General features: G+C 39.4%; 20 protein-coding genes. 6 read left to right on the forward strand and 14 right to left on the reverse strand.

Going from position 1 to position 18,492, the window contains the following annotated elements; genetic code table 11:
- Position 1 precedes the first annotated feature (1 nt).
- The 5 genes from EHQ31_RS00075 to EHQ31_RS00095 are packed head-to-tail and all read left to right on the forward strand — an operon-like array spanning position 2 to position 6,359.
- The gene (locus EHQ31_RS00075; protein ID WP_135570672.1) at positions 2-1,927 is read left to right on the forward strand and encodes a SpoIIE family protein phosphatase; all 1,926 of its coding nucleotides are present in this window, start codon (positions 2-4) and stop codon (positions 1,925-1,927) included.
- The gene (locus tag EHQ31_RS00080; RefSeq protein WP_135570674.1) at positions 1,924-2,757 is read left to right on the forward strand and encodes a class I SAM-dependent methyltransferase; all 834 of its coding nucleotides are present in this window, start codon (positions 1,924-1,926) and stop codon (positions 2,755-2,757) included. The genes EHQ31_RS00075 and EHQ31_RS00080 overlap by 4 nt, the downstream gene beginning before the upstream one ends.
- Positions 2,758-2,790: 33 nt before the next feature.
- Positions 2,791-3,624, forward strand: a complete 834-nt coding sequence (locus EHQ31_RS00085; RefSeq protein ID WP_135570676.1) for a TrmH family RNA methyltransferase — start codon at positions 2,791-2,793, stop codon at positions 3,622-3,624.
- Positions 3,621-4,688 (forward strand): glycosyl transferase, encoded by a 1,068-nt coding sequence (locus EHQ31_RS00090; protein ID WP_135570678.1) that lies wholly within the window; start codon positions 3,621-3,623, stop codon positions 4,686-4,688. Before EHQ31_RS00085 ends, EHQ31_RS00090 begins: the two co-directional genes overlap by 4 nt.
- Positions 4,689-6,359 (forward strand): DUF342 domain-containing protein, encoded by a 1,671-nt coding sequence (locus tag EHQ31_RS00095; RefSeq protein WP_135570680.1) that lies wholly within the window; start codon positions 4,689-4,691, stop codon positions 6,357-6,359.
- Between the two features lie 34 nt (positions 6,360-6,393).
- Here EHQ31_RS00095 and EHQ31_RS00100 read toward each other — a convergent pair whose 3' ends face one another.
- From EHQ31_RS00100 to pyrB, 12 genes are all read right to left on the reverse strand, one after another.
- Positions 6,394-7,158, reverse strand: a complete 765-nt coding sequence (locus EHQ31_RS00100) for an LA_1326/LA_4305 family lipoprotein (RefSeq protein WP_135570682.1) — start codon at positions 7,156-7,158, stop codon at positions 6,394-6,396.
- A 5-nt stretch (positions 7,159-7,163) separates the two neighbouring features.
- Positions 7,164-7,523 carry an STAS domain-containing protein gene (locus EHQ31_RS00105; protein WP_135570684.1) on the reverse strand — a complete coding sequence of 120 codons (360 nt, stop codon included), beginning with the start codon at positions 7,521-7,523 and terminating at the stop codon, positions 7,164-7,166.
- A 54-nt stretch (positions 7,524-7,577) separates the two neighbouring features.
- Entirely contained in the window at positions 7,578-7,766 is a 189-nt protein-coding gene (locus EHQ31_RS00110; protein WP_135570686.1) for a hypothetical protein, read from the reverse strand.
- A complete protein-coding gene (locus EHQ31_RS00115) occupies positions 7,763-8,557 on the reverse strand; it encodes a pentapeptide repeat-containing protein (protein ID WP_135570687.1) in 795 nt (264 codons plus the stop codon). The genes EHQ31_RS00110 and EHQ31_RS00115 overlap by 4 nt, the downstream gene beginning before the upstream one ends.
- A 47-nt stretch (positions 8,558-8,604) precedes the next feature.
- Entirely contained in the window at positions 8,605-8,805 is a 201-nt protein-coding gene (gene rpmE / locus EHQ31_RS00120; protein ID WP_135570689.1) for a 50S ribosomal protein L31, read from the reverse strand.
- A gap of 10 nt (positions 8,806-8,815) precedes the next feature.
- Entirely contained in the window at positions 8,816-10,219 is a 1,404-nt protein-coding gene (rho, locus tag EHQ31_RS00125) for a transcription termination factor Rho (RefSeq protein WP_015676048.1), read from the reverse strand.
- Positions 10,220-10,361: 142 nt separating this feature from the next.
- On the reverse strand, positions 10,362-11,525 hold the full coding sequence (locus EHQ31_RS00130) for a helix-turn-helix domain-containing protein (RefSeq protein WP_135570691.1): 1,164 nt from the start codon (positions 11,523-11,525) through the stop codon (positions 10,362-10,364).
- Positions 11,526-11,571: 46 nt separating this feature from the next.
- A complete protein-coding gene (locus tag EHQ31_RS00135; RefSeq protein WP_135570693.1) occupies positions 11,572-12,210 on the reverse strand; it encodes a hypothetical protein in 639 nt (212 codons plus the stop codon).
- 1 nt (position 12,211) lies between these two features.
- Positions 12,212-13,204, reverse strand: coding sequence for an adhesin OmpL37 family surface protein (locus tag EHQ31_RS00140; RefSeq protein ID WP_135570695.1), 993 nt, complete (start codon positions 13,202-13,204; stop codon positions 12,212-12,214).
- 52 nt (positions 13,205-13,256) lie between these two features.
- The gene (locus EHQ31_RS00145) at positions 13,257-14,483 is read right to left on the reverse strand and encodes an LL-diaminopimelate aminotransferase (protein WP_135570697.1); all 1,227 of its coding nucleotides are present in this window, start codon (positions 14,481-14,483) and stop codon (positions 13,257-13,259) included.
- The gene (locus EHQ31_RS00150; protein WP_135570699.1) at positions 14,467-14,835 is read right to left on the reverse strand and encodes a DUF2203 domain-containing protein; all 369 of its coding nucleotides are present in this window, start codon (positions 14,833-14,835) and stop codon (positions 14,467-14,469) included. The genes EHQ31_RS00145 and EHQ31_RS00150 overlap by 17 nt, the downstream gene beginning before the upstream one ends.
- Positions 14,828-15,760, reverse strand: a complete 933-nt coding sequence (gene pyrB, locus EHQ31_RS00155) for an aspartate carbamoyltransferase (RefSeq protein WP_135570701.1) — start codon at positions 15,758-15,760, stop codon at positions 14,828-14,830. Before pyrB ends, EHQ31_RS00150 begins: the two co-directional genes overlap by 8 nt.
- A 66-nt stretch (positions 15,761-15,826) precedes the next feature.
- Between pyrB and EHQ31_RS00160 the strand changes: the two genes are divergently transcribed.
- Positions 15,827-16,240, forward strand: a complete 414-nt coding sequence (locus tag EHQ31_RS00160) for an acyl-CoA thioesterase (protein WP_135570703.1) — start codon at positions 15,827-15,829, stop codon at positions 16,238-16,240.
- Here the strand turns inward: EHQ31_RS00160 and EHQ31_RS00165 are convergent.
- Both EHQ31_RS00165 and EHQ31_RS00170 read right to left on the reverse strand, forming a co-directional pair.
- On the reverse strand, positions 16,224-16,820 hold the full coding sequence (locus EHQ31_RS00165) for a UbiX family flavin prenyltransferase (RefSeq protein WP_135570705.1): 597 nt from the start codon (positions 16,818-16,820) through the stop codon (positions 16,224-16,226). The two genes, EHQ31_RS00160 and EHQ31_RS00165, sit on opposite strands and share 17 nt — an antisense overlap.
- Positions 16,820-17,728 carry a UbiA-like polyprenyltransferase gene (locus EHQ31_RS00170; RefSeq protein ID WP_135570707.1) on the reverse strand — a complete coding sequence of 303 codons (909 nt, stop codon included), beginning with the start codon at positions 17,726-17,728 and terminating at the stop codon, positions 16,820-16,822. The genes EHQ31_RS00165 and EHQ31_RS00170 overlap by 1 nt, the downstream gene beginning before the upstream one ends.
- Positions 17,729-18,492: the final 764 nt, after the last annotated feature.

Below are 18,492 nucleotides of genomic sequence, written 5' to 3' on the forward strand. Positions count from 1 at the left end.
ATTGAAAAAAACATCGCAGGCAATTTTCCTCTTTTTACTCTCGCTTATTTTTTTCAATAAACCAATTGTTTCTCAATCTCCCAATGATATGGGGGAACGAATCATCCACACTACCAAGTTTACCTACTGGATTGATCCAAGTGCTTCGATTCCTATTGAATCAGTTTTAAAAACGGGAAATTTCACCAAAATTACAGATGATTTTGTTAACTTTGGGTTTTTGAAAGGAACTCTTTGGTTAAAACTAGATCCCAAGGATTTTCCAGATCCTATCAAATATCCTCTTCTTCTCATCCAAGCACATAACATTGATTCCGTGGAATTCTTTCACAAATACAAGGGAAATTCATATGTAGTATCTAAATCAGGCCATATCCAACCTGTGTTTCAGAGAGAAATTCCGCATAGAAATTTTGTCTTTCGGATGGGACATGAAAGAGAAACCATTCTCATTGCGATACATTCCGAAATTTCACTACAGTTTGCCCTCATTTTTACCAACCAAAGAAATCTCCAAAGAGAAGATTATATTACCCAATGGATTTATGGATTATTTTTTGGAAGCCTTGGAATCATCATCTTATACAATCTAGCAATTGCATTTTTTGTTCGAGATCGAAATTATTTTTATTATATTGGATATGTATTGTTCTTTGGGCTGGGCCAACTTTCTCTACTTGGTTTTTGGGGTTACTTTTTTGTTCCCGATTCCTATTTTTGGAAACGAATAGGGATTCCTTTTTTCTTCAGTATTTGCCTCTTTTTCTTTGTTCTATTTACATCTAACTTTCTAAAACTTAAAATACGTCTTCCAAAAATGGCTAGGTTCTACAAAGTACTTGGATTTTTATCTTTACTCAACGCATCCATTGCTTTGTTAGGTGGAATATCCGAAGCATCCGTTGGAGTGACATGGCTTTCTGTTTTGATTTGCCTAAGTTTACTCGGAGTATTGATTTGGGGAATATATAAACGGCTTCGATCTTTTTATTATTTTGCCATTGCTTTTGTTTTATTACTCGTAACTTGCCTTGTATATGGATTACTCAAATTTGGAATCCTTCCTTCCAATTCCTTTTTAGAAGAAATGTTATTCCCCATTGCTTCTCTTGCAGACATCACCTTGTTTGCCTTTGCTTTGGCAGACAGAATCCAACTGTTACGCCAAGAAAAAGATTTGGCCCTAGCCCAAGTGACAAGTCTTAGAAAAGAAAGAAAAATTTCGAGGGACATTCTGATGCAGTCCCTTCCTAAAACGATTCCTTATGTAAAAAACTTAGAGATACAAATTTTTATCCAACCTATGAAAGATGTGGGAGGTGATTTTTACGAATACTTCTCGCCCAATCCTTATGAACTGGGAATTGTTCTTTGTGATGTTTCTGGACATGGAATTCCTGCTTCCCTGATTTCTGCGATGGGAAAGGTTGCCTTTACAACGCAAAAAAATAATATATCTTCCCCGAAACAAGTTTTAGAAGGGATGAACCGTGTGTTATACGGAAATTGTACACCACAGTATGTCACTGCTTCTTATGTGTATCTCAATACATCTACGAAAGTTTGGCGATTCGGTAGAGCAGGACACCCCAGTGCTTACCTGCAGCGTGCGAGTGGAGAAATTATTAAAGTCCATCCCAAAGGAAAAATCATAGGAGTTTTTTCTGAAATTCAAATGGAAGAAATTACCTACCCAGTGGAACCCAAAGATAGAATCCTCATCTTAAGTGATGGAGTATTGGAATGTTTTCATCCCGACGGAACCATGTATGGAGAAGCGGGTCTTCTTGAATTTTTAAAAGCCAACCGCGAAATACCGAATCATCTTTTTAAAATAAAACTCATCCAAGATTTGGAGTCATTTTCTAAAAGAGAAATAAAAGACTGGGACGACGACCTAACCTTTATTTTTCTGGAATTGGTATGACAAAAAGTTACGAACTCCTGGATTCAGGTGACCTATCCAAATTAGAAATCGTTGGCGGATACAAACTCCATCGTTCTTCCCCTACTTCTGCTTATGGAAAAGAAACTCCTGAAATTTGGAACGATCTCCACGCTCATTATATCAAAAATGACTCGGGTTCGGGGCATTGGAATTTTCAAAAAAAAGTTCCTGAAAGTTTTACCATCGAATTTTCTAAGTTAACATTCAAAATCAAACTCACACCCTTTGGCCATATTGGCCTTTTCCCCGAACAAGAAACCAATTGGAACCGCATCCGAGAGATTGGAAAAAAGAAACAAGGCCTAGAAGTTCTAAACCTTTTTGCTTATTCTGGTGGCTCCACACTCGCCTGTCTGGATGCTGGGATGAGTGTCTGCCATGTGGATGCCTCCAAAGGGATGGTGGACTGGGCCCGGGAAAATGCCAAACTTTCAGGACTCGATTCGAAACCTGTGCGTTGGATAGTCGATGATGTCATGAAATTCATCCGTCGTGAAATCAAACGGGGAAAAAAATACCAAGGTCTCATCCTTGACCCTCCCAGTTTCGGTCGTGGATCCAAAGGAGAGGTTTGGAAAATTGAAGAAAACTTAAGTGAACTGATGGATGCGCTGATGGAACTTTCCGACTCCAAACCAGAATTTGTGATCCTCAGTTGTCATAGCCAAGGGTTTAGTCCTTTGACCTTAGAAAGAATTTTATCTTCACGAATCAAAACCAAAGGGAACTATCAAACCTCTGAATTATTCATTCCAGAAAAATCGGGAAAAAAATACCCAGCTGGATTTTGTACTTTCTTCTCCAAATAAATCAGGCAATTCTAAAGATCCCAATCCTGTTATATGCCAAATAGAAGACAATACATCACTAGTTTTTCCAATCCAAAAGTCAAGTGGGTAGCGGGACTCAAAGAAAAACGAAATCGAGATGAAGAAAAAAAGTTTTTCATCGAAGGGTATCGTGAAATCAAAAAAGCAATCACAAGTAACCCGAACTCACCTATCCCTTGTTTGCCGGTAAATATCACAAGTCTCTTTATTTCCCCTGAATGTTTTTTGGGAGAAAACGAAGAGGTCCTCATCCAGTCCGTCCATTGCCCTATCTTTGAACTTCCTCGAAAAATTTTTGAAAAAATTTCTTACAGAGATCGACCAGACGGCCTTATCGCAGTGGCAGAAACTCCCGAGGCCCATGTCCCTTGGGAAAAAATCAAATCCATTGAAACCAATCCCATTCTTATTATAGAAGGAGTGGAAAAACCCGGCAATCTCGGAACCATACTCCGAACCGCAGAAGGTGCCGGTGTTGGCCTTGTGATTGTCACCGATCCAAGAATTGATCTTTTTAATCCCAATGTGGTACGGGCAAGTACGGGAACTATTTTTACTTTACCCGTTTATATTGGAGATTTACAGGAAGTTCTAAAGAAATTTCAATCCAAAGGTTACAAACGTTATGCGGTCACTCCAGAAGGAAAAACTCTATATACTTCCATCAATATGAAAGAAAAATCCGTATTTCTTTTTGGAAGTGAACAGTATGGATTGAGCGTGGAAGCAAAAAACCTTTCTGATGACACCCTTCATTTACCCATGCTTGGAGAAGCAGATTCCTTAAACTTAGCCATGTCCTGTGGAATCGTTTTGTATGAATCCATTAGACAAAGAAACCAATGAAACTATATTTTTATATTTCAGGCCACGGTTTTGGACATATCAGTCGCTCAGGAAATATCATAAGGCGCCTACTAAAAGAGGATTTCATTGAAGAAATTCATTTGATCAGTCCGAGAATTTCATTTTTGGATTATACCCATCCAAAACTCATCACAAGAAATTTAAAACTGGATGTAGGAGTTTCGCAAAAAAACTCCCTCTCCATTGATTTACAGACCACAAAAGAAGAACTCATCGACTTCGAAAAAAAGAAATCAAAACTTCTAAAAGAAGAAACAGAATACTGCAAAAAACATAAAATAGGTTTGATCCTAACCGACAGTTCTTCGTTTCCCATTACCATTGCTTTGGAAACAGGAATCCCCAGTATGTTTATTGGGAATTTTACTTGGGATTTTATTTATCAAAATTACGCAAAAGATGATTCATATTTTGGAACTCTCAGCGAACAACTGCAGGTGGAATACGGATTTGCAACGGAAGCATTGGTGTTGCCGTTTTATTGTCCTATGCCCCCTTTCTTAGAGTCATCTAACATTGGCCTTGTGGGAAGAAAACCAACTCTCTCTAAATCGCAAAGCCGACAAAAGTTTGGATGGAAGGATGATACCACATACATCCTATTATCCTTCGGTGCTTACGGCCTAGAAGGAACCAAACTACAAACAGAAAATCTTCCAAGGTCCATCCAACTTGTTGCTTATGGGGTTCCTGGAATCCAAATAGAAGGAATTTTAGTTCCCGAAGTTTCCCATTATCCGGACTTAGTAGCGGCTGCAGATTTTGTGTGTACAAAACCGGGATACGGAATTTTAGCAGAATGTTATTATGCAAAAACCCCCATTCTTTATACAGACCGAGGAGATTTTAGCGAATACATCCATTTGGTAAATGCACTCGATTTATACTTTCGTTCCGCATATATTGACTTATCTCGAATAATTTCTTGTCAATTTGAAGAAGTGCTGACTCTAATTAATACGATCGACTCCATGACTCCAAAGTTAGAATTAAAAACTGACGGAGAAGAGGATGTTCTTTCACACTTATTAGAATACAATTAAATGCCCGGACCAGACTCTTATACCGATCGTATCCTCCAAGATTTAGAAGCTTCCGAAAATGGTTATTTCCAAATCGAAAATTCGGGAGGCAAAGCCGTATTAAAAATCTCCAAACCCGGTGCCAAAGGCAAAAAAGTCGATTACAAGGATGTACTCGCAAGGGTGCAACTTTTTGGTGTGGAAGGTTACAACCAGGAACAAATTAAAAAAGCAGTCGCACTTTCTGAGGGCAAACCAGTTGAAATTGGAACTTGGTCTAAGGGTGATCCTATCAGTTCCTATGCAGACATCACCATCTCCGAAGATCATATGGAAGCAAAAATGGTTCTCCATCCTCCCAAACATGGGGGCAATCTTCTCACCGAACATCAGTTACGCGGGCAAATTGCTTCCGTAGGAATTTCTGTGGGAATCATTGATATTGTCATTCAAAACCAAATCAAAGATCCGAACTTTTTTGTTCCTTATACCATTGCAAAAGGATACCCCCCCGTTCCAGGAAAAGATGGTGAAATCAAAATTTACTTTCGCTCCGATAACAAACCCCAACTGGAAGAAGATGAACATGGTCGTATCGATTATAAAAATATTGGAGTCATTCAATCCGTAAAACCGGGAGATCTGATTGCCGAAAGGATCCCACCTAAAAAGGGAGAATTTGGGAAAACAGTAAACGGAACCATCATCCCTTACCCAGAAGAAAAATCAGTGGAATGGAATCTCGGGCCCAATGTAGAACTCAAAGGGGAAAAACTATATGCTCAAATTGCAGGTAGACCTGTTTTATCTGCTTCCTTTGAAATCAAAGTAGATGAAGTGATCCAACTGGAAGCTGTCGATTACTCCACTGGCAATATTGATTTTCCAGGTACCATCATTGTAGAAGAAAAAATTGGAGATGGATTTTCTCTTACCACCAATGGAAGTATCATCATTCGTAATTCCGTTGGAAAAGCCTTTCTCAAAGCCAAAGGAGACATTGTTTTATCAGGTGGTTTTATGGGACGCGGGGAAGGTTATATAGAATCGGATGGAAATATTTATGCAAAATTTGTGGAACAAGGGAAACTCACGGCACAAGGAAGTATTTTTGTGGAAGAAGCCGTGATGCATTCAGAACTTTCCGCAAAAGATTTCATTCGAGTTTTGGGAGGACGTGGCGAGGTGATGGGAGGAACCATCATTGCAGGCAACTCGCTCACTTGTGCCAAACTTGGTGCTGTTGTAGAAACCAAAACCAAAGTGGCTATTGGAACACCACCAGAATTACTCGATGAACTCAATCGAATGAAAAAAGAAATCACGGAAAAAGAAATCACTCTTCATAAAGTCCAACTAACCCTCACCAAACTCGTGGAAAAAAGCCAAAAAAAAGAACTGAACAAGGAAGAAAAAGAAAGTATCGCGAAACTGAGAGAAGCAAACGAAAAGTTTACGAAAGTTTTAGAAACAGAAACAAAACAGTTTGAAACAGCACTTGGTTCTTATGAACCAAATCCAGATGCCTTTGTGGATGTGGAGAGAGAGGTATTTCCTGGAGTGGACCTTAGTTTTGGAGCAGGAAAAACCTACCGTTTGGGTATCAATTCCTTAGTAGGGAAAACACATTTTTATTTGGGGACGGACGGAAGCATTCAAACAGAACGAACCGTCATACGAAAAGAAGACTAAACTAATTTTATTTAACAAAAGATTGGTTAAACAATCAATCTCCGTTGATGATCCCTTCATCCTCATCACGAGAAATTCTTTTTTCTGGTTTAAGATCCGCATCTACTGAATTTGTAACTTCAGGCACAATAGTTTTCTTTCGTTTCTCAAATTTCAATTTTGCTAAATCAGCTTTATCAAACACTAACCAATGTTTGTTGCGAAACCCAGAAACCTTTTTAAAAGAAAACCCTTGGCCCTGTAAAATGTATGTCGATGTGGGAAAATGTTCAAAAGGAATATCTGGAATATTGGACCAATCAAAATAGTTCCCTTGTTCATCATAGGAAATTTCTTTCTGAAGTTCTCCAAATAGAATTTCTATGGAAGTATCTGTTGACCAAATATAAAAACCAGTTCTTGAATAATGAGAAACTACAGAACGAACAGGATTGTATTTAGAAATTACAAGGAGGATTTGGTCTGGTTTTAATTTTTGTAAACCATCCACAAGGTCCAATGCGAATTCTTTGATTTCTTTTTCTTCGAACACATACTGGTTTACATCTCCATAAGAACTTTCTTCACGAAACCGGATGTTGCCAAGCAAATCTAAAACCTTATCTTCCGTAATTTCAACAGGATGAGCAAAAGTTTTTGCAACAGAAGACTCTGACTTTAAATTAATTTTGTCGCGAGCCACTGTATAAATCGCAAACTCGTTACTTCTAAAGAGTAAAGACCTAGACTTAACACCTGTTGCACAGGAATTCAAAGTAATGGATAAAATGAGTAAAGAGAAAATTCGATAGAGTTTCATTACGCTTATGCCTCTAGAGTTTTTTGAAACTCCGGAAATTTAGAAAGGTATTCATCCAAAGTCAGAATGGAGAGAATATGATTGAGTCCAGAAAGTCGAAATACAGAGTTTAGATTTTTGTTCAAATTGGTTACGAAAATTTCTACACCACGGTTGTGGAGTGCAGAGGAAGCTTTGATCACAGCACCAATTCCGCTCGAGTCTAAAAACTTTACAGAATGAAAATCCATCGTCAATTTTCCGAAATTTTTACTTTCAATCGCCTTCTCAAATTCTTGGTAAAACTCTCTCGAGTTTTCCATCAAGACATCCCTTTGGATTGATAGAAGAAGATGATTTTCCTGACGGTGGCTTTGAATCAACATAGTTGGATTAACAATACGTTAGGATTCTTAGGATTTGTGTCAAGAAAATCGGCTTTAAGAAAGCAGGGACAAATCGGTCAGATTCATCTCTAAATCGTGAGGAAATCCTTCTTTGTCGTTATAAACGACTATGGCCTTGTCTGATTGTATTTCTTTGATTTCCACTGTGGAACCAGTAAAAATAAAAATCCCTTGGTGAAGGAAGGTTTGTTTGGTAAGTTTTGCCTTATCTCCCGGCTTCATTCCCCATCCTCTTTTTTTAGATATAAATCTTTTCCGGCTTTTTTCATCACATCAAAGATGTACATTTGGCTGTGATCTACCCTGGTTCCAATATCATAAATGGCGTCAGTAAAATCAGCACCATCAATTTTCGCTGAAGCAAGTTTGGCAAAACGTAAATCAGCACCGCGGAAATTGGCGTTTCTTAAATCTGCTCCATTAAAAAACGAAGCTTTTAGGTTGGCACCTTGAAAGTTGGCACCCACAAAACTCGAGTTTTGAAGGAAGGCATTGTGAAGGTCAGCACCAGAAAAATCAACCCCGTCTAATTTTTCTTTTTCCAACATAACACTGGATAACTTAGCATCACGAAGGTGACCTTGTTTATGAAGGAGTTCCATCGTTTGTGCTTTGGTGATTCGGTTTTCTTTAGGAACACCTTGTCCCGATTCATAATCTTCCACTGCTTTTTTGAGAGCAGCAACAGCAGATTCTGGATAGTTTTTTCTTCGTTCGGGAAATTCGAAAAGGGTTTCTAAAGTTTCAGGAGTTAAGTTTCTTAGGTCGTTTAAAGATTTGCCTTTGGAATACTCAGTTGCCATTGCAAGTGCAACAATCCCAAACCCACAACCTGTTGTGGTGTAACTTGCGTCTTCCACAACGAGGTTTTCGTTTAACTTTAAATAGATGCGATATCCGTCACCGCAACCTGTGTTGCGGTAATAGGAGACGACTGTAGCGTCTTCCATCTCACGGTAATTCATCCTTTGGTCGTTGATTTCTTTGTAGCGAGCAAAGTCCATTACTGCCATGAGTTGTTCCCCCGTTATTAGTTAGACGGATGCGAGGCCGATGCCTCTTACTTCATTTTGTATTTTTTCTTGAACTTGTCTACGCGGCCTGTAGTATCCACTAATTTGGATTTTCCAGTAAAAAATGGATGGCAATTGGAACAAATTTCCACACTGATATCCCCGGCAGTAGATCTTGTATCGATCACTGTACCACAAGCGCATTTGATTTTTGAAGAAACGTATTTTGGATGTATGTCAGTTTTCATGGTGGCCCTTTTAGTTCGTATTCATGCTGGCGAGGAATTGGTCATTCGTCTTCGCGCCACGCATTTTTTCAATCAATAGTTCCATACTTTCGGTGATACTCATAGGAGAAAGTACTTTTCGAAGGATAAAGACTCGAGTGAGGGTATCTTGCGGCAGAAGGAGTTCTTCTTTTCTTGTGCCCGAACGGTTGATGTCAATGGCAGGGAAAATTCGTTTGTCTGCGAGTTTTCGGTCCAAATGGATTTCCATATTTCCCGTTCCCTTAAATTCCTCAAAAATCACCTCGTCCATTCGAGAACCCGTGTCAATAAGGGCAGTGGCGATGATGGTGAGTGACCCACCCTCTTCGATATTCCTTGCCGCTCCAAAAAAACGTTTTGGTTTGTGAAGGGCATTGGAGTCCACACCACCAGAAAGGATTTTTCCAGAAGTTGGAACCACTTGGTTGTATGCGCGGGCAAGTCTTGTGATGGAGTCGAGTAAAATGACCACATCCTTTCCGTGTTCCACAAGTCGTTTTGCTTTTTCAATGACCATCTCTGCCACTTGGACGTGGCGTTGTGCAGGTTCATCAAAAGTGGAACTCACTACTTCCCCTTTTACATGGCGAGCCATGTCCGTTACTTCTTCCGGACGTTCATCGATGAGTAACACGATAAGAAAAATTTCTGGGTGGTTGCGTGTGATAGCATTGGCAATGGATTGCATGAGGACTGTTTTACCAGTTCGAGGTGGCGCAACAATAAGAGCTCTTTGTCCTTTTCCAATCGGACACATAAGGTCAATCACACGAGTGTCCAAATGGCTTGGATCAAACTCCATATTGATTCTTTCATTCGGATAAAGTGGTGTTAGGTTATCGAATAAATTTCTTTTTTGTGCGACTTCCACGGGGAAACCGTTGATGGATTCCACACGTAACATGGCAAAAAAACGTTCTGCTTCTTTTGGAGGCCGGATAAGCCCTGTGACAGTATCACCAGTGCGAAGACCAAACAATTTGATTTGGGAAGGAGAAACATAAATATCATCTGGACCTGGCACATAATTATAGTCAGGTGATCGAAGGAAACCGTATCCATCAGGAAGTCTTTCCATGACTCCTGCTGCATGCACCTGTCCATCTTTTTCGGTTTGTGCTTGGAGGAGAGCAAACATCAAGTTTTGTTTTTTTAAACCATGAGTGTTTTCCACTCCTAAACCTTTCGCAAGGTCAGCCAGTTCGTTGATGTTTTTTTTCTTGAGTTCGACTAAATCAAGTGGCGGCGGAATTGGACCTTCATAACGATTCTTTTTTTTCTTAAATTGTTTCGGTGGTTCGGAAGCATCGTCTTGGTCCATGATGCCGTTCGTATATTCAGTTGGTTCTTCAGGAGGATTAACTTGGATTTCTTCTTGTTTGCGTGATGCCATAGATTGTTCTACATTGATTTGTTAGAGTATTTGATAAAAATCGGGAAACCATTTGTGCAAGTTAAGTATGCAAGGGAAACAGCGAAGTGCGGAGGTGTTTTCTCAAACGGTAATGAAAAAGTTGTTTTTCTGAGTGTTTTCGTCAACGTCTTTTTTTTGTCTTTTTTCTCGCTACACTAGGTTTTGGGCTCTGTTTTTTACCTTTCGGCGCTTGTTTCACAGATTTCACCGGTTTCTGAATGATTTTGGACTTCTTACTAGGAAGTGAATTCGGTTTCTCGGTGATTTTTTTTGGTTTCTCACCAGGTTTTTCAGAGCGTTTCCTCGGAATTACAGTTTTTACCTTCGCTTCATTTTGAAACCGTTCCGAAAGTTTTAAAAAACGGATACGGTTTTGTAAGGTAGTTCTTGGAACACCAAGTTCTGTTGCTGTATGTGAAATATTATTAGAATTCCTTTTTAGCGACTTATGGATGTAATGTGATTCCATTTCTTCCAAAACTGTTTCGAGTGGGAGTTTAGAAAGGAATGCTTCTCCTAAATTAGGAAATTCTGAATCCCCATTTCCCATCGATTGGGAAAATAATGAAGGAGAAAAATGGTATAAAAATCCAACTACCTTTTTCTCTTTTTTTAACGTGATGATACGAAGGTTGGATCGAAGTTCTGTGATGTTTGTATGTAAAACAGTTGTATCTGCATCTTTACCCAAAGACAAATCATGTTCTTTTAGATAAGTGGCTAAGACTTCCCTGTTTAGGTTATGTAAGTATTTTTCTGCTAACTGCAATGAATCACGAAACAAAGGCTTTGTGAGAATATCATTTTCAAAGGTTTCATTATAAAAAACAGTAGAACCCGTGACATCTGTTGCCAAAAGTCCATCTGGGAAATGGGATAGAATTAATTCCATAAACCACTGCACAGAATCCGCATTGTCTTTTTTCTTTTCTAGTTTGGATTCGATTTCTTCGAGTTTCGGATCACGAATGTTTGCAGAATCTAATTTGGAAAAGGCGGCAAGAAACCTTGGTTTATCCCAATTGTCTTTTTTTTCTCCATCAAGACCAATGACGGGAATCTGAGTTGATTCTTTAAAATACAAAATCAGATTTTCATGAAGTTCTCTTTCTAAGATCTCTAAAGGGATTTCATCTAAGTCTTCCCTTTCTCGTCCCAAATCGGACAACTCGCGGTGGACACGATCTTTGGAAAGGAGACCGAGTAACTCACCCGCTTCCGAAATTACGGGAAGATGGGTGGCCTTAGTCAGCAAAAAATGACGATAAAGTGATTCGAACTTCACTAAGCAGTCATTCTTTCGAATTTAGTATCAGTGAAAATCGAAATTTTTAGTTTTCTTGAATCGTGTTTTGCTTTTGTTTATGAAGGCCCATCCAAATGGGTTGAACCCAAACGGAATCAGCTGATTGGAATTCTTCAGGGATCTCTGCTTTTTGCGATCGTAAAGACATAAGACTATAAACTAGCGAACGTTTGTATGTATGAAGGGAAAGTTGGTAATTCCCAGACAAAAAGTATTCTTTTGCATGGTCTTTTTCACTTTTTGCCATCATCAAATACCTTTGAATTTTTTCTTTGGTATCCCATTCGATTGGTTTGTTACTATTTTTTTCTTCGCCTTCTAATATAATCCACCCACCCATAGCTTTTTGATAAAGTCCGTTTGCGGACTCTTCCATAGGAAAACATAGTTTTCGTTGTGTGATTATTAGTTCCCCTTCCGCAAGCGAAAGAGTTTTTTCCATTTCCACACGGTTGCCCGCACGGTAAGTTTCTTCCACTTGTGTGCGTATGGTTTCAATTGAACTTTTCCCGGTTTCAGGTTCCAACTTCAATTGTTCTTTGATGTCGAGGACCAGTGCTATTTTCCCATCTAATTGTTTTTTACGTTCCCTGTAGGACATTGTGGTTTTTGCCACAAGTCCGAGCGCAAAACAAAAGATGATAACACTGGAAATCCACTTCATATTATTTTTTCTTTTCTTCTGGGTAGATAGCTTTTCCGTTTTCATCAAACTTTGGAGTAGGAGGAACAGACTCTCGTCTTGCACCTTCTGTCTCTTTGATTTGAGCATTGGCTTCCATAAGAAGGTCCAACTTTCTAGAAGTGATAAGTCCATAATTGTCATCATGTTGTTCCAATAAATCCAAAGGTTTTGCATCTGGATTTCCTGGAGGGACAATAGTTCTTTCCATTCGTTTGTTTTCTATGAAGTTGATGAGTGTATCTCTCACCTTTTCGTAGTTACGTTGTTTTTCTTCGTTACGAGCTTCTTTTAAATCTTCGTTGGAACGGTATTGGTATTCTGGTTTATCCTCATCCGGTGTTTTACTATAAATCATTGCGAGGATAGCAAAACGTTTGGCGCGGCGTAAGGTAAGAATCCCTTCTTTGTAAAGAGTAAGTTTGTATCGGTATTGGTGTGGGCTGGAATTAAGACCAGTTGTATAAAGGTCTTCCGAAGAACGAAGGTCACGAAAACCAAGACGTAACAACGCTTTGGCGCTATTGTCATTGGAACGAATGATGGTAGGAGCTGCTGCTTCGAGGAGAGCTCTTGCATCTTCGATATATTTTTGAAGTACGATTTCAAAAATATTTTTTAGTTCCCCTTGGGCTTGGCGGAGCTGGCGAAAGCCATACACATAGTTACTTTGCAGGTACCACATGTTTCCGCTGAAGTCAGATTGGTTGGCTGCTTTTAGGAGTTTGAAATAATCAAAATCCAAATTCTTTTTGGAAGGATCCGCAGCGGGAGTTTCAGCTCCTGGTTGCGCCGATGCTTGCGTTTCTTCTTGCGAAGGAGCCAAATTGCTCAGAGCGACGTTGATAAAATTTAAGTTTTCTTTGTTTTCAAAGATTAAAATCCCCAGATTCGTCTGTTCTGGTGATACTGCACTGATATGCGAGATATGACCCACAACCATTGCAAAAAAGAGGATGAATTTCCATTTTCCCATAGCTCTACCTTGTTTTATATATCGGAGCTACGGGAAAAACCAGGACTAAATTTTACATTTTTTGGATTCGTTCTATCGCAGAAATCACATCTTCCCGCTTTCCGAAGGCAGAAAGTCGGAAATACCCTTCTCCAGCCGGTCCAAATCCCGATCCAGGAGTTCCCACCACTTGTGCTTTTCCCAGAAGTTCGTCAAAAAATTCCCAAGATTTTAAACCTTTTGGAGTTTTTAACCAAATGTAGGGAGCGTTGGTTCCGCCAAATACAGTGTATCCCGCAGTCGCAAGTCCTTCACGGATGAGTTTTGCATTTTGCATATAGTAGGAAATTTGTTCTTTGATCTCCACTTGGCCTTGTACCGAAAAAACTGCCTCAGCTCCTTTTTGTGTCACATAAGACACTCCATTGAACTTGGTGGTGTGGCGGCGGTTCCAAAGAGAATTAAAACTAATTTCTTCCCCTGCCTTTGTTTTACCTTTTAGATCTTTTGGAATCACAAGGTAGGCACAGCGTGTTCCTGTAAAACCTGCGGTTTTGGAAAAGGATCTAAATTCCATAGCCACTTCTTTGGCTCCAGGAATTTCATAAATGGATTTTGGAATTTCTGGATCTTGGATGAAGGATTCGTAAGCAGAATCATAAAGGATGATACTACCGATTTTTTTGGCAAAGTTCACCCATTCCGTTAAACGCGCCTTAGTTGCCACCATTCCCGTAGGGTTATTCGGATAACAAAGGTAAATGATATCTGGTTTTTCTTTTGGAAAATCTGGTTCAAAATTGTTTTCTTCAGTGGCCGGCATATAAATGATATTCGCATACCTTCCGTCAGAACCCACTTCTCCCGTACGACCTGCCATCACATTTGTATCCACATAAACCGGATACACAGGATCCACTACAGCAATTTTACTATCCAATGAAAAAATCTCTTGGATGTTTCCGCAGTCACATTTGGATCCGTCAGAGACAAATACTTCGTCTTCTGCAATTTGAACACCACGAGCGGTATAATCATGGGCAATGATTTTTTGAATCAGAAAAGAATATCCTTGTTCCGGTCCATAACCATGAAAACCTGCAGAACTTCCCATTTCTTTGGCCGCTTCCACCATAGCATTTACAATTGTAGGTGCCAATGGAAGTGTCACATCTCCAATGCCAAGGCGAATGATTTTTGCGTTTTGGTTGGCTTCTGAATAAACCTTTACCCTTCTTCCAATTTCAGGGAATAAATATCCTGCTTTCAATTTTAAATAGTTTTCATTTATCTGAGTCATCTTCTTCTTTATTTTCCTCTATGAGTTTTCTCGATCTAAATCCTTCATGATAACCGTGTTCATATAACACGTCTTCTTCGCCCCAGGTCCAACAGTAATAGCCGTTGCCGTGGTCAAAATCAACCAACCACAAACCTTTGACATCGATATGCATTGCCAAAATTTCGTTTGTCCAATTTTTTACAATTTCACTGATTTCATCTTCTTTCGCTTCTAAAACATTTTCTGGTAACATTTTGTTACGAACATCATCCGCAAGAACACTGGCTCTTAAATAATATTCTCTCGTAATGTCTCGCACGAGAGGTAGGACTTCTCTTGCTTCTATTAAAGTCCAAATCTTTTTAGTCAAATTTCACTCCGAGACTCAGACACAGCAATGCCATTCTCACAACTACTCCATATTTCGCCTGACGGAAGTAAGCTGCATTGGGAAGGTCATCAATATCTGTAGAAAGTTCATTCACCCTGGGGAGTGGGTGCAAAATGGTGGTGTCTTTTTTGGAAGCAAGAACCAATTCCTTATTCACTTTGTAGATATCTTTTAATTTTTCATATTCTCTATGATCCGGGAAACGTTCTTCCTGGATCCTAGTGACATAGGCAACATCGGCATCCCAAAATGCTTTGATGTCGGTTGTTTCTTCCCATGTCATAGGAAAACCTTCCAAGTTCTTTTTGTACTTTTCTGGAAGCCTTAACTCTTCCGGACTGATGAGATACAAATGTACCGGGTAATGTCTGAGGAGATTGATAAGGGAATGGATGGTTCGTCCGTATTTTAAATCTCCAATAAAGGCAATGTTCAGACCATCGATTTTTCCTTTTTCCGATACGATGGTGTATAAATCCAAAAGCGCTTGGGTCGGATGTTGGCCGGCACCATCACCTGCATTGATGACAGGAATGTTGACAGCCCCAGCCGCAATCCGAGACGAACCTTCCACCGGATGACGAATGACAGCAATGTCCACATATGCTTCAATCATCTTCATCGTATCATAGAGTGTTTCTCCTTTCGAGATGGAGGAAAATTGAAATCCTACGGTAGAGATCAGTCGGCCACCCAACCTTTCCATTGCCGCTTCAAAACTCATCCTGGTTCGGGTACTGGCTTCGAAAAATAAAGAAGCCAGGAGCTTCCCGTGTAGGATTCCGAAGGCTTCTCCCGTTTCATGTAGAACATTCATACGGTTTGTTTTTTCGATGAGGAAATTCAGGTCTTCTTTGGAAAATTGTAAGGTGTCTAGGATGTTTTTGTGGGAATAGGAGTACATAAGTCGGAAATCTTTTCTCTAGGGTTTTTGGTATCGAATAAATCGAAAACATATTTTTTGGTATTTATGGTCGATACGATTCAGAACAAACTTCGCGATATGGAGCTGGTCACCCAACACCTGGTCCAACCTGACGATTTGAACTACCATAACAATCTTTTTGGGGGAAAAATGCTCTCCTGGATCGATGAGGGGATGGCAATGTATATAATGAATAAAATTCGTTATACCAATATTGTCACCATGAGTATGGACAATGTGGTATTTCGATCCCCCGCTCGTGCCGGTGACATCATCCAAATCTACGGGAAAATTGTAAAATATGGAAAATCTTCTGTAACTTCCCGGACCTTGGCCATTACAAACAATCCACAAACGGGAAAGATGTCTACTGTGATCGAAAGTGATATCACCTATGTTTGTTTAGGTGACAACGGGAAACCTACGGCCTACTTTCGAAACTTTACCCCAACCACTTAGGAAATAATGTTTGGTTCACTCCAAGAAGACCTAGGATTCTTCCTGCAATAAAATCTCCCAAGTCATCTAATGTTTTTGGCATTTGATAAAATCCAGGGGAAGCAGGAAGGATGATTGCTCCCGCTTCATCTAAATTTAAAAGATTTTTAAGATGAATGCGGTTGTATGGAGTTTCTCTTGGGACTACAATGAGTCTCCTTCTTTCTTTCAGAGAAACATCGGCGGCTCTTTCAATCAAATTTTCTGTGAGTCCCTGTGACATAGATGCCACTGTCTTCATACTACAAGGGATTACAACCATTCCATCCCAAGTATTCGAACCACTAGCAATATCGGAACCTATATCAAAAAAATTACGAACATGAAACTTATGTTTGGTTTGTGGTTTCCATTTTGTTTCTACAAAAGAAAGAATGTCCTCTGTCGTCTCCACCTTTGTCTCATACTCTTCGGAAAAAATCCTTAGAGCGGCAGGACTTGCTGTGATGTAAGTCTCTCCTTCTAATTCAGAGAGAGCACGGAGGAACCGGGCAGCATAAATACTGCCACTAGCACCCGCAAGGCCTACCACAAGTTTCATTAAAAACTAATTCCTGATGATATCTTTAGCAAAAACTCGTTCCACTTATCAAATAAAATGGCGAGGAATAAAACTACGCTGATCCAAGAGTTGATTTGGAAAAAAATGAGAGGTAAATCTTTTCCTTTGTATTTAAAGGAAATTTTGTGTTCATACATAATCAAAATGCCAATCACAGAAAGGATGAAAAAATACATAAACCCTAACTCGGCATTGATTCCAGCCAATATAAAAAACATTAAAGACAAAGTATGCAAAATGATAGCAATGATTCGGGATTTGTTCTCACCAAGTTTAGCAGGAATGCTATGGAGTTTTTCTTTGGCATCAAAATCCATATCCTGGATTGCATATAACACATCAAAGGCGGAAATATGAAACAACAAACCTATCGAAAATAAAACAGGAATGATATTGATAGTTTCGGTAATGGCAATCCAAGCGCCTAGTGGTGCCATTGAAATGGCAAATCCTAATACCAAATGGCAAAAAAGGGTAAAACGTTTTGTCAGTGAATATAGAAATAAAACAAAAAGAGCCGGGAAGGAAAGTAGGAAGGCCAATTTGTTTACAAAAAAACTCGCAAAGATAAAAATAAAAGCAGATAAACCAATAAATAAAAGGGCCGAAAGTTTTGAAATTTTTCCCGAAGGAATTTCCCTATTTTGGGTGCGGGGGTTTTTTTCATCAATTTCTGAATCCACATATCGATTGAAACCCATTGCAGCACTGCGAGCGCTTACCATACAAACGAGGACTAGTGCCCCGATTCGGAGTAAATCTCCCGTATCCAAGGTAGATTCTAGGTAGGCTAGAAGGAAACTAATCCCTGCGAACGGCAAGGCAAAGAGTGTGTGAGAAAATTTGACCATTTTAGCGTAGAGGACTAGGTTTTTTAAGAAGTTCATAACATCCTTTCTGCCCTTAGTTTAGACAGATAAAAGGTTTTTTGGTTCATTCCGATTGGATTTCTTCCGTTCCTAGTACCAAGGTCTTAATTTATGAATATCCGTCTTTCTTTTCTTGTGCGATTCCCAATATCTTCCATTACATTTGGAATTTTTCTTCTGGTGACCGCCATCAGTGCTCACTCAAGTTTGGAAGACAGACCTTTACGAATTTTTTTCCATTGTGGCAAGGAACTTTTTACTCGAATGGATGAAGAAGGTAGAGGGGGCCTCAGTGCTCTCCTTGGCTTCGTAGAAAGAGAAAAAATGGATTTGGATTTAAAACGAGGAAAAGGGTACATGTTGTACCCTTTTAGTCCCAAAGACAAACCACTCGAATTTCCTTTTGATGGATTTACCTTAGGAAAATCCAAAGAAATGAACCACGGTCCCGTTAAACTTGGTTTAGGTTCCATCCAGGAACTCATAGATCTAAAAAATATCGAAGAATATGATGGTTGGATTGTTTATGTAAGTGCAGACGATGAAACTAAAATTCCTCTTCTTCCTTGGCAAAACCACCCAGAACTTCCCCTCTTCCTTCTTGTGGAAGGAAAACCTATCTCCCGATTTCGTTATTTGTCGAATGTCCATCAAATTGAATGTCCCAAAGATTATGGGAGACTTGGGACCTTGAATTTGTTTTTTCGAAAACGAAACTTAATACGTTTGGATTATAAATTAGAATCCATTAACTTAACAGATCGCAATCGTTCTTGGAAACA

The sequence above is a fragment of the Leptospira montravelensis genome (assembly GCF_004770045.1).
Taxonomy (GTDB): domain Bacteria; phylum Spirochaetota; class Leptospiria; order Leptospirales; family Leptospiraceae; genus Leptospira_A; species Leptospira_A montravelensis.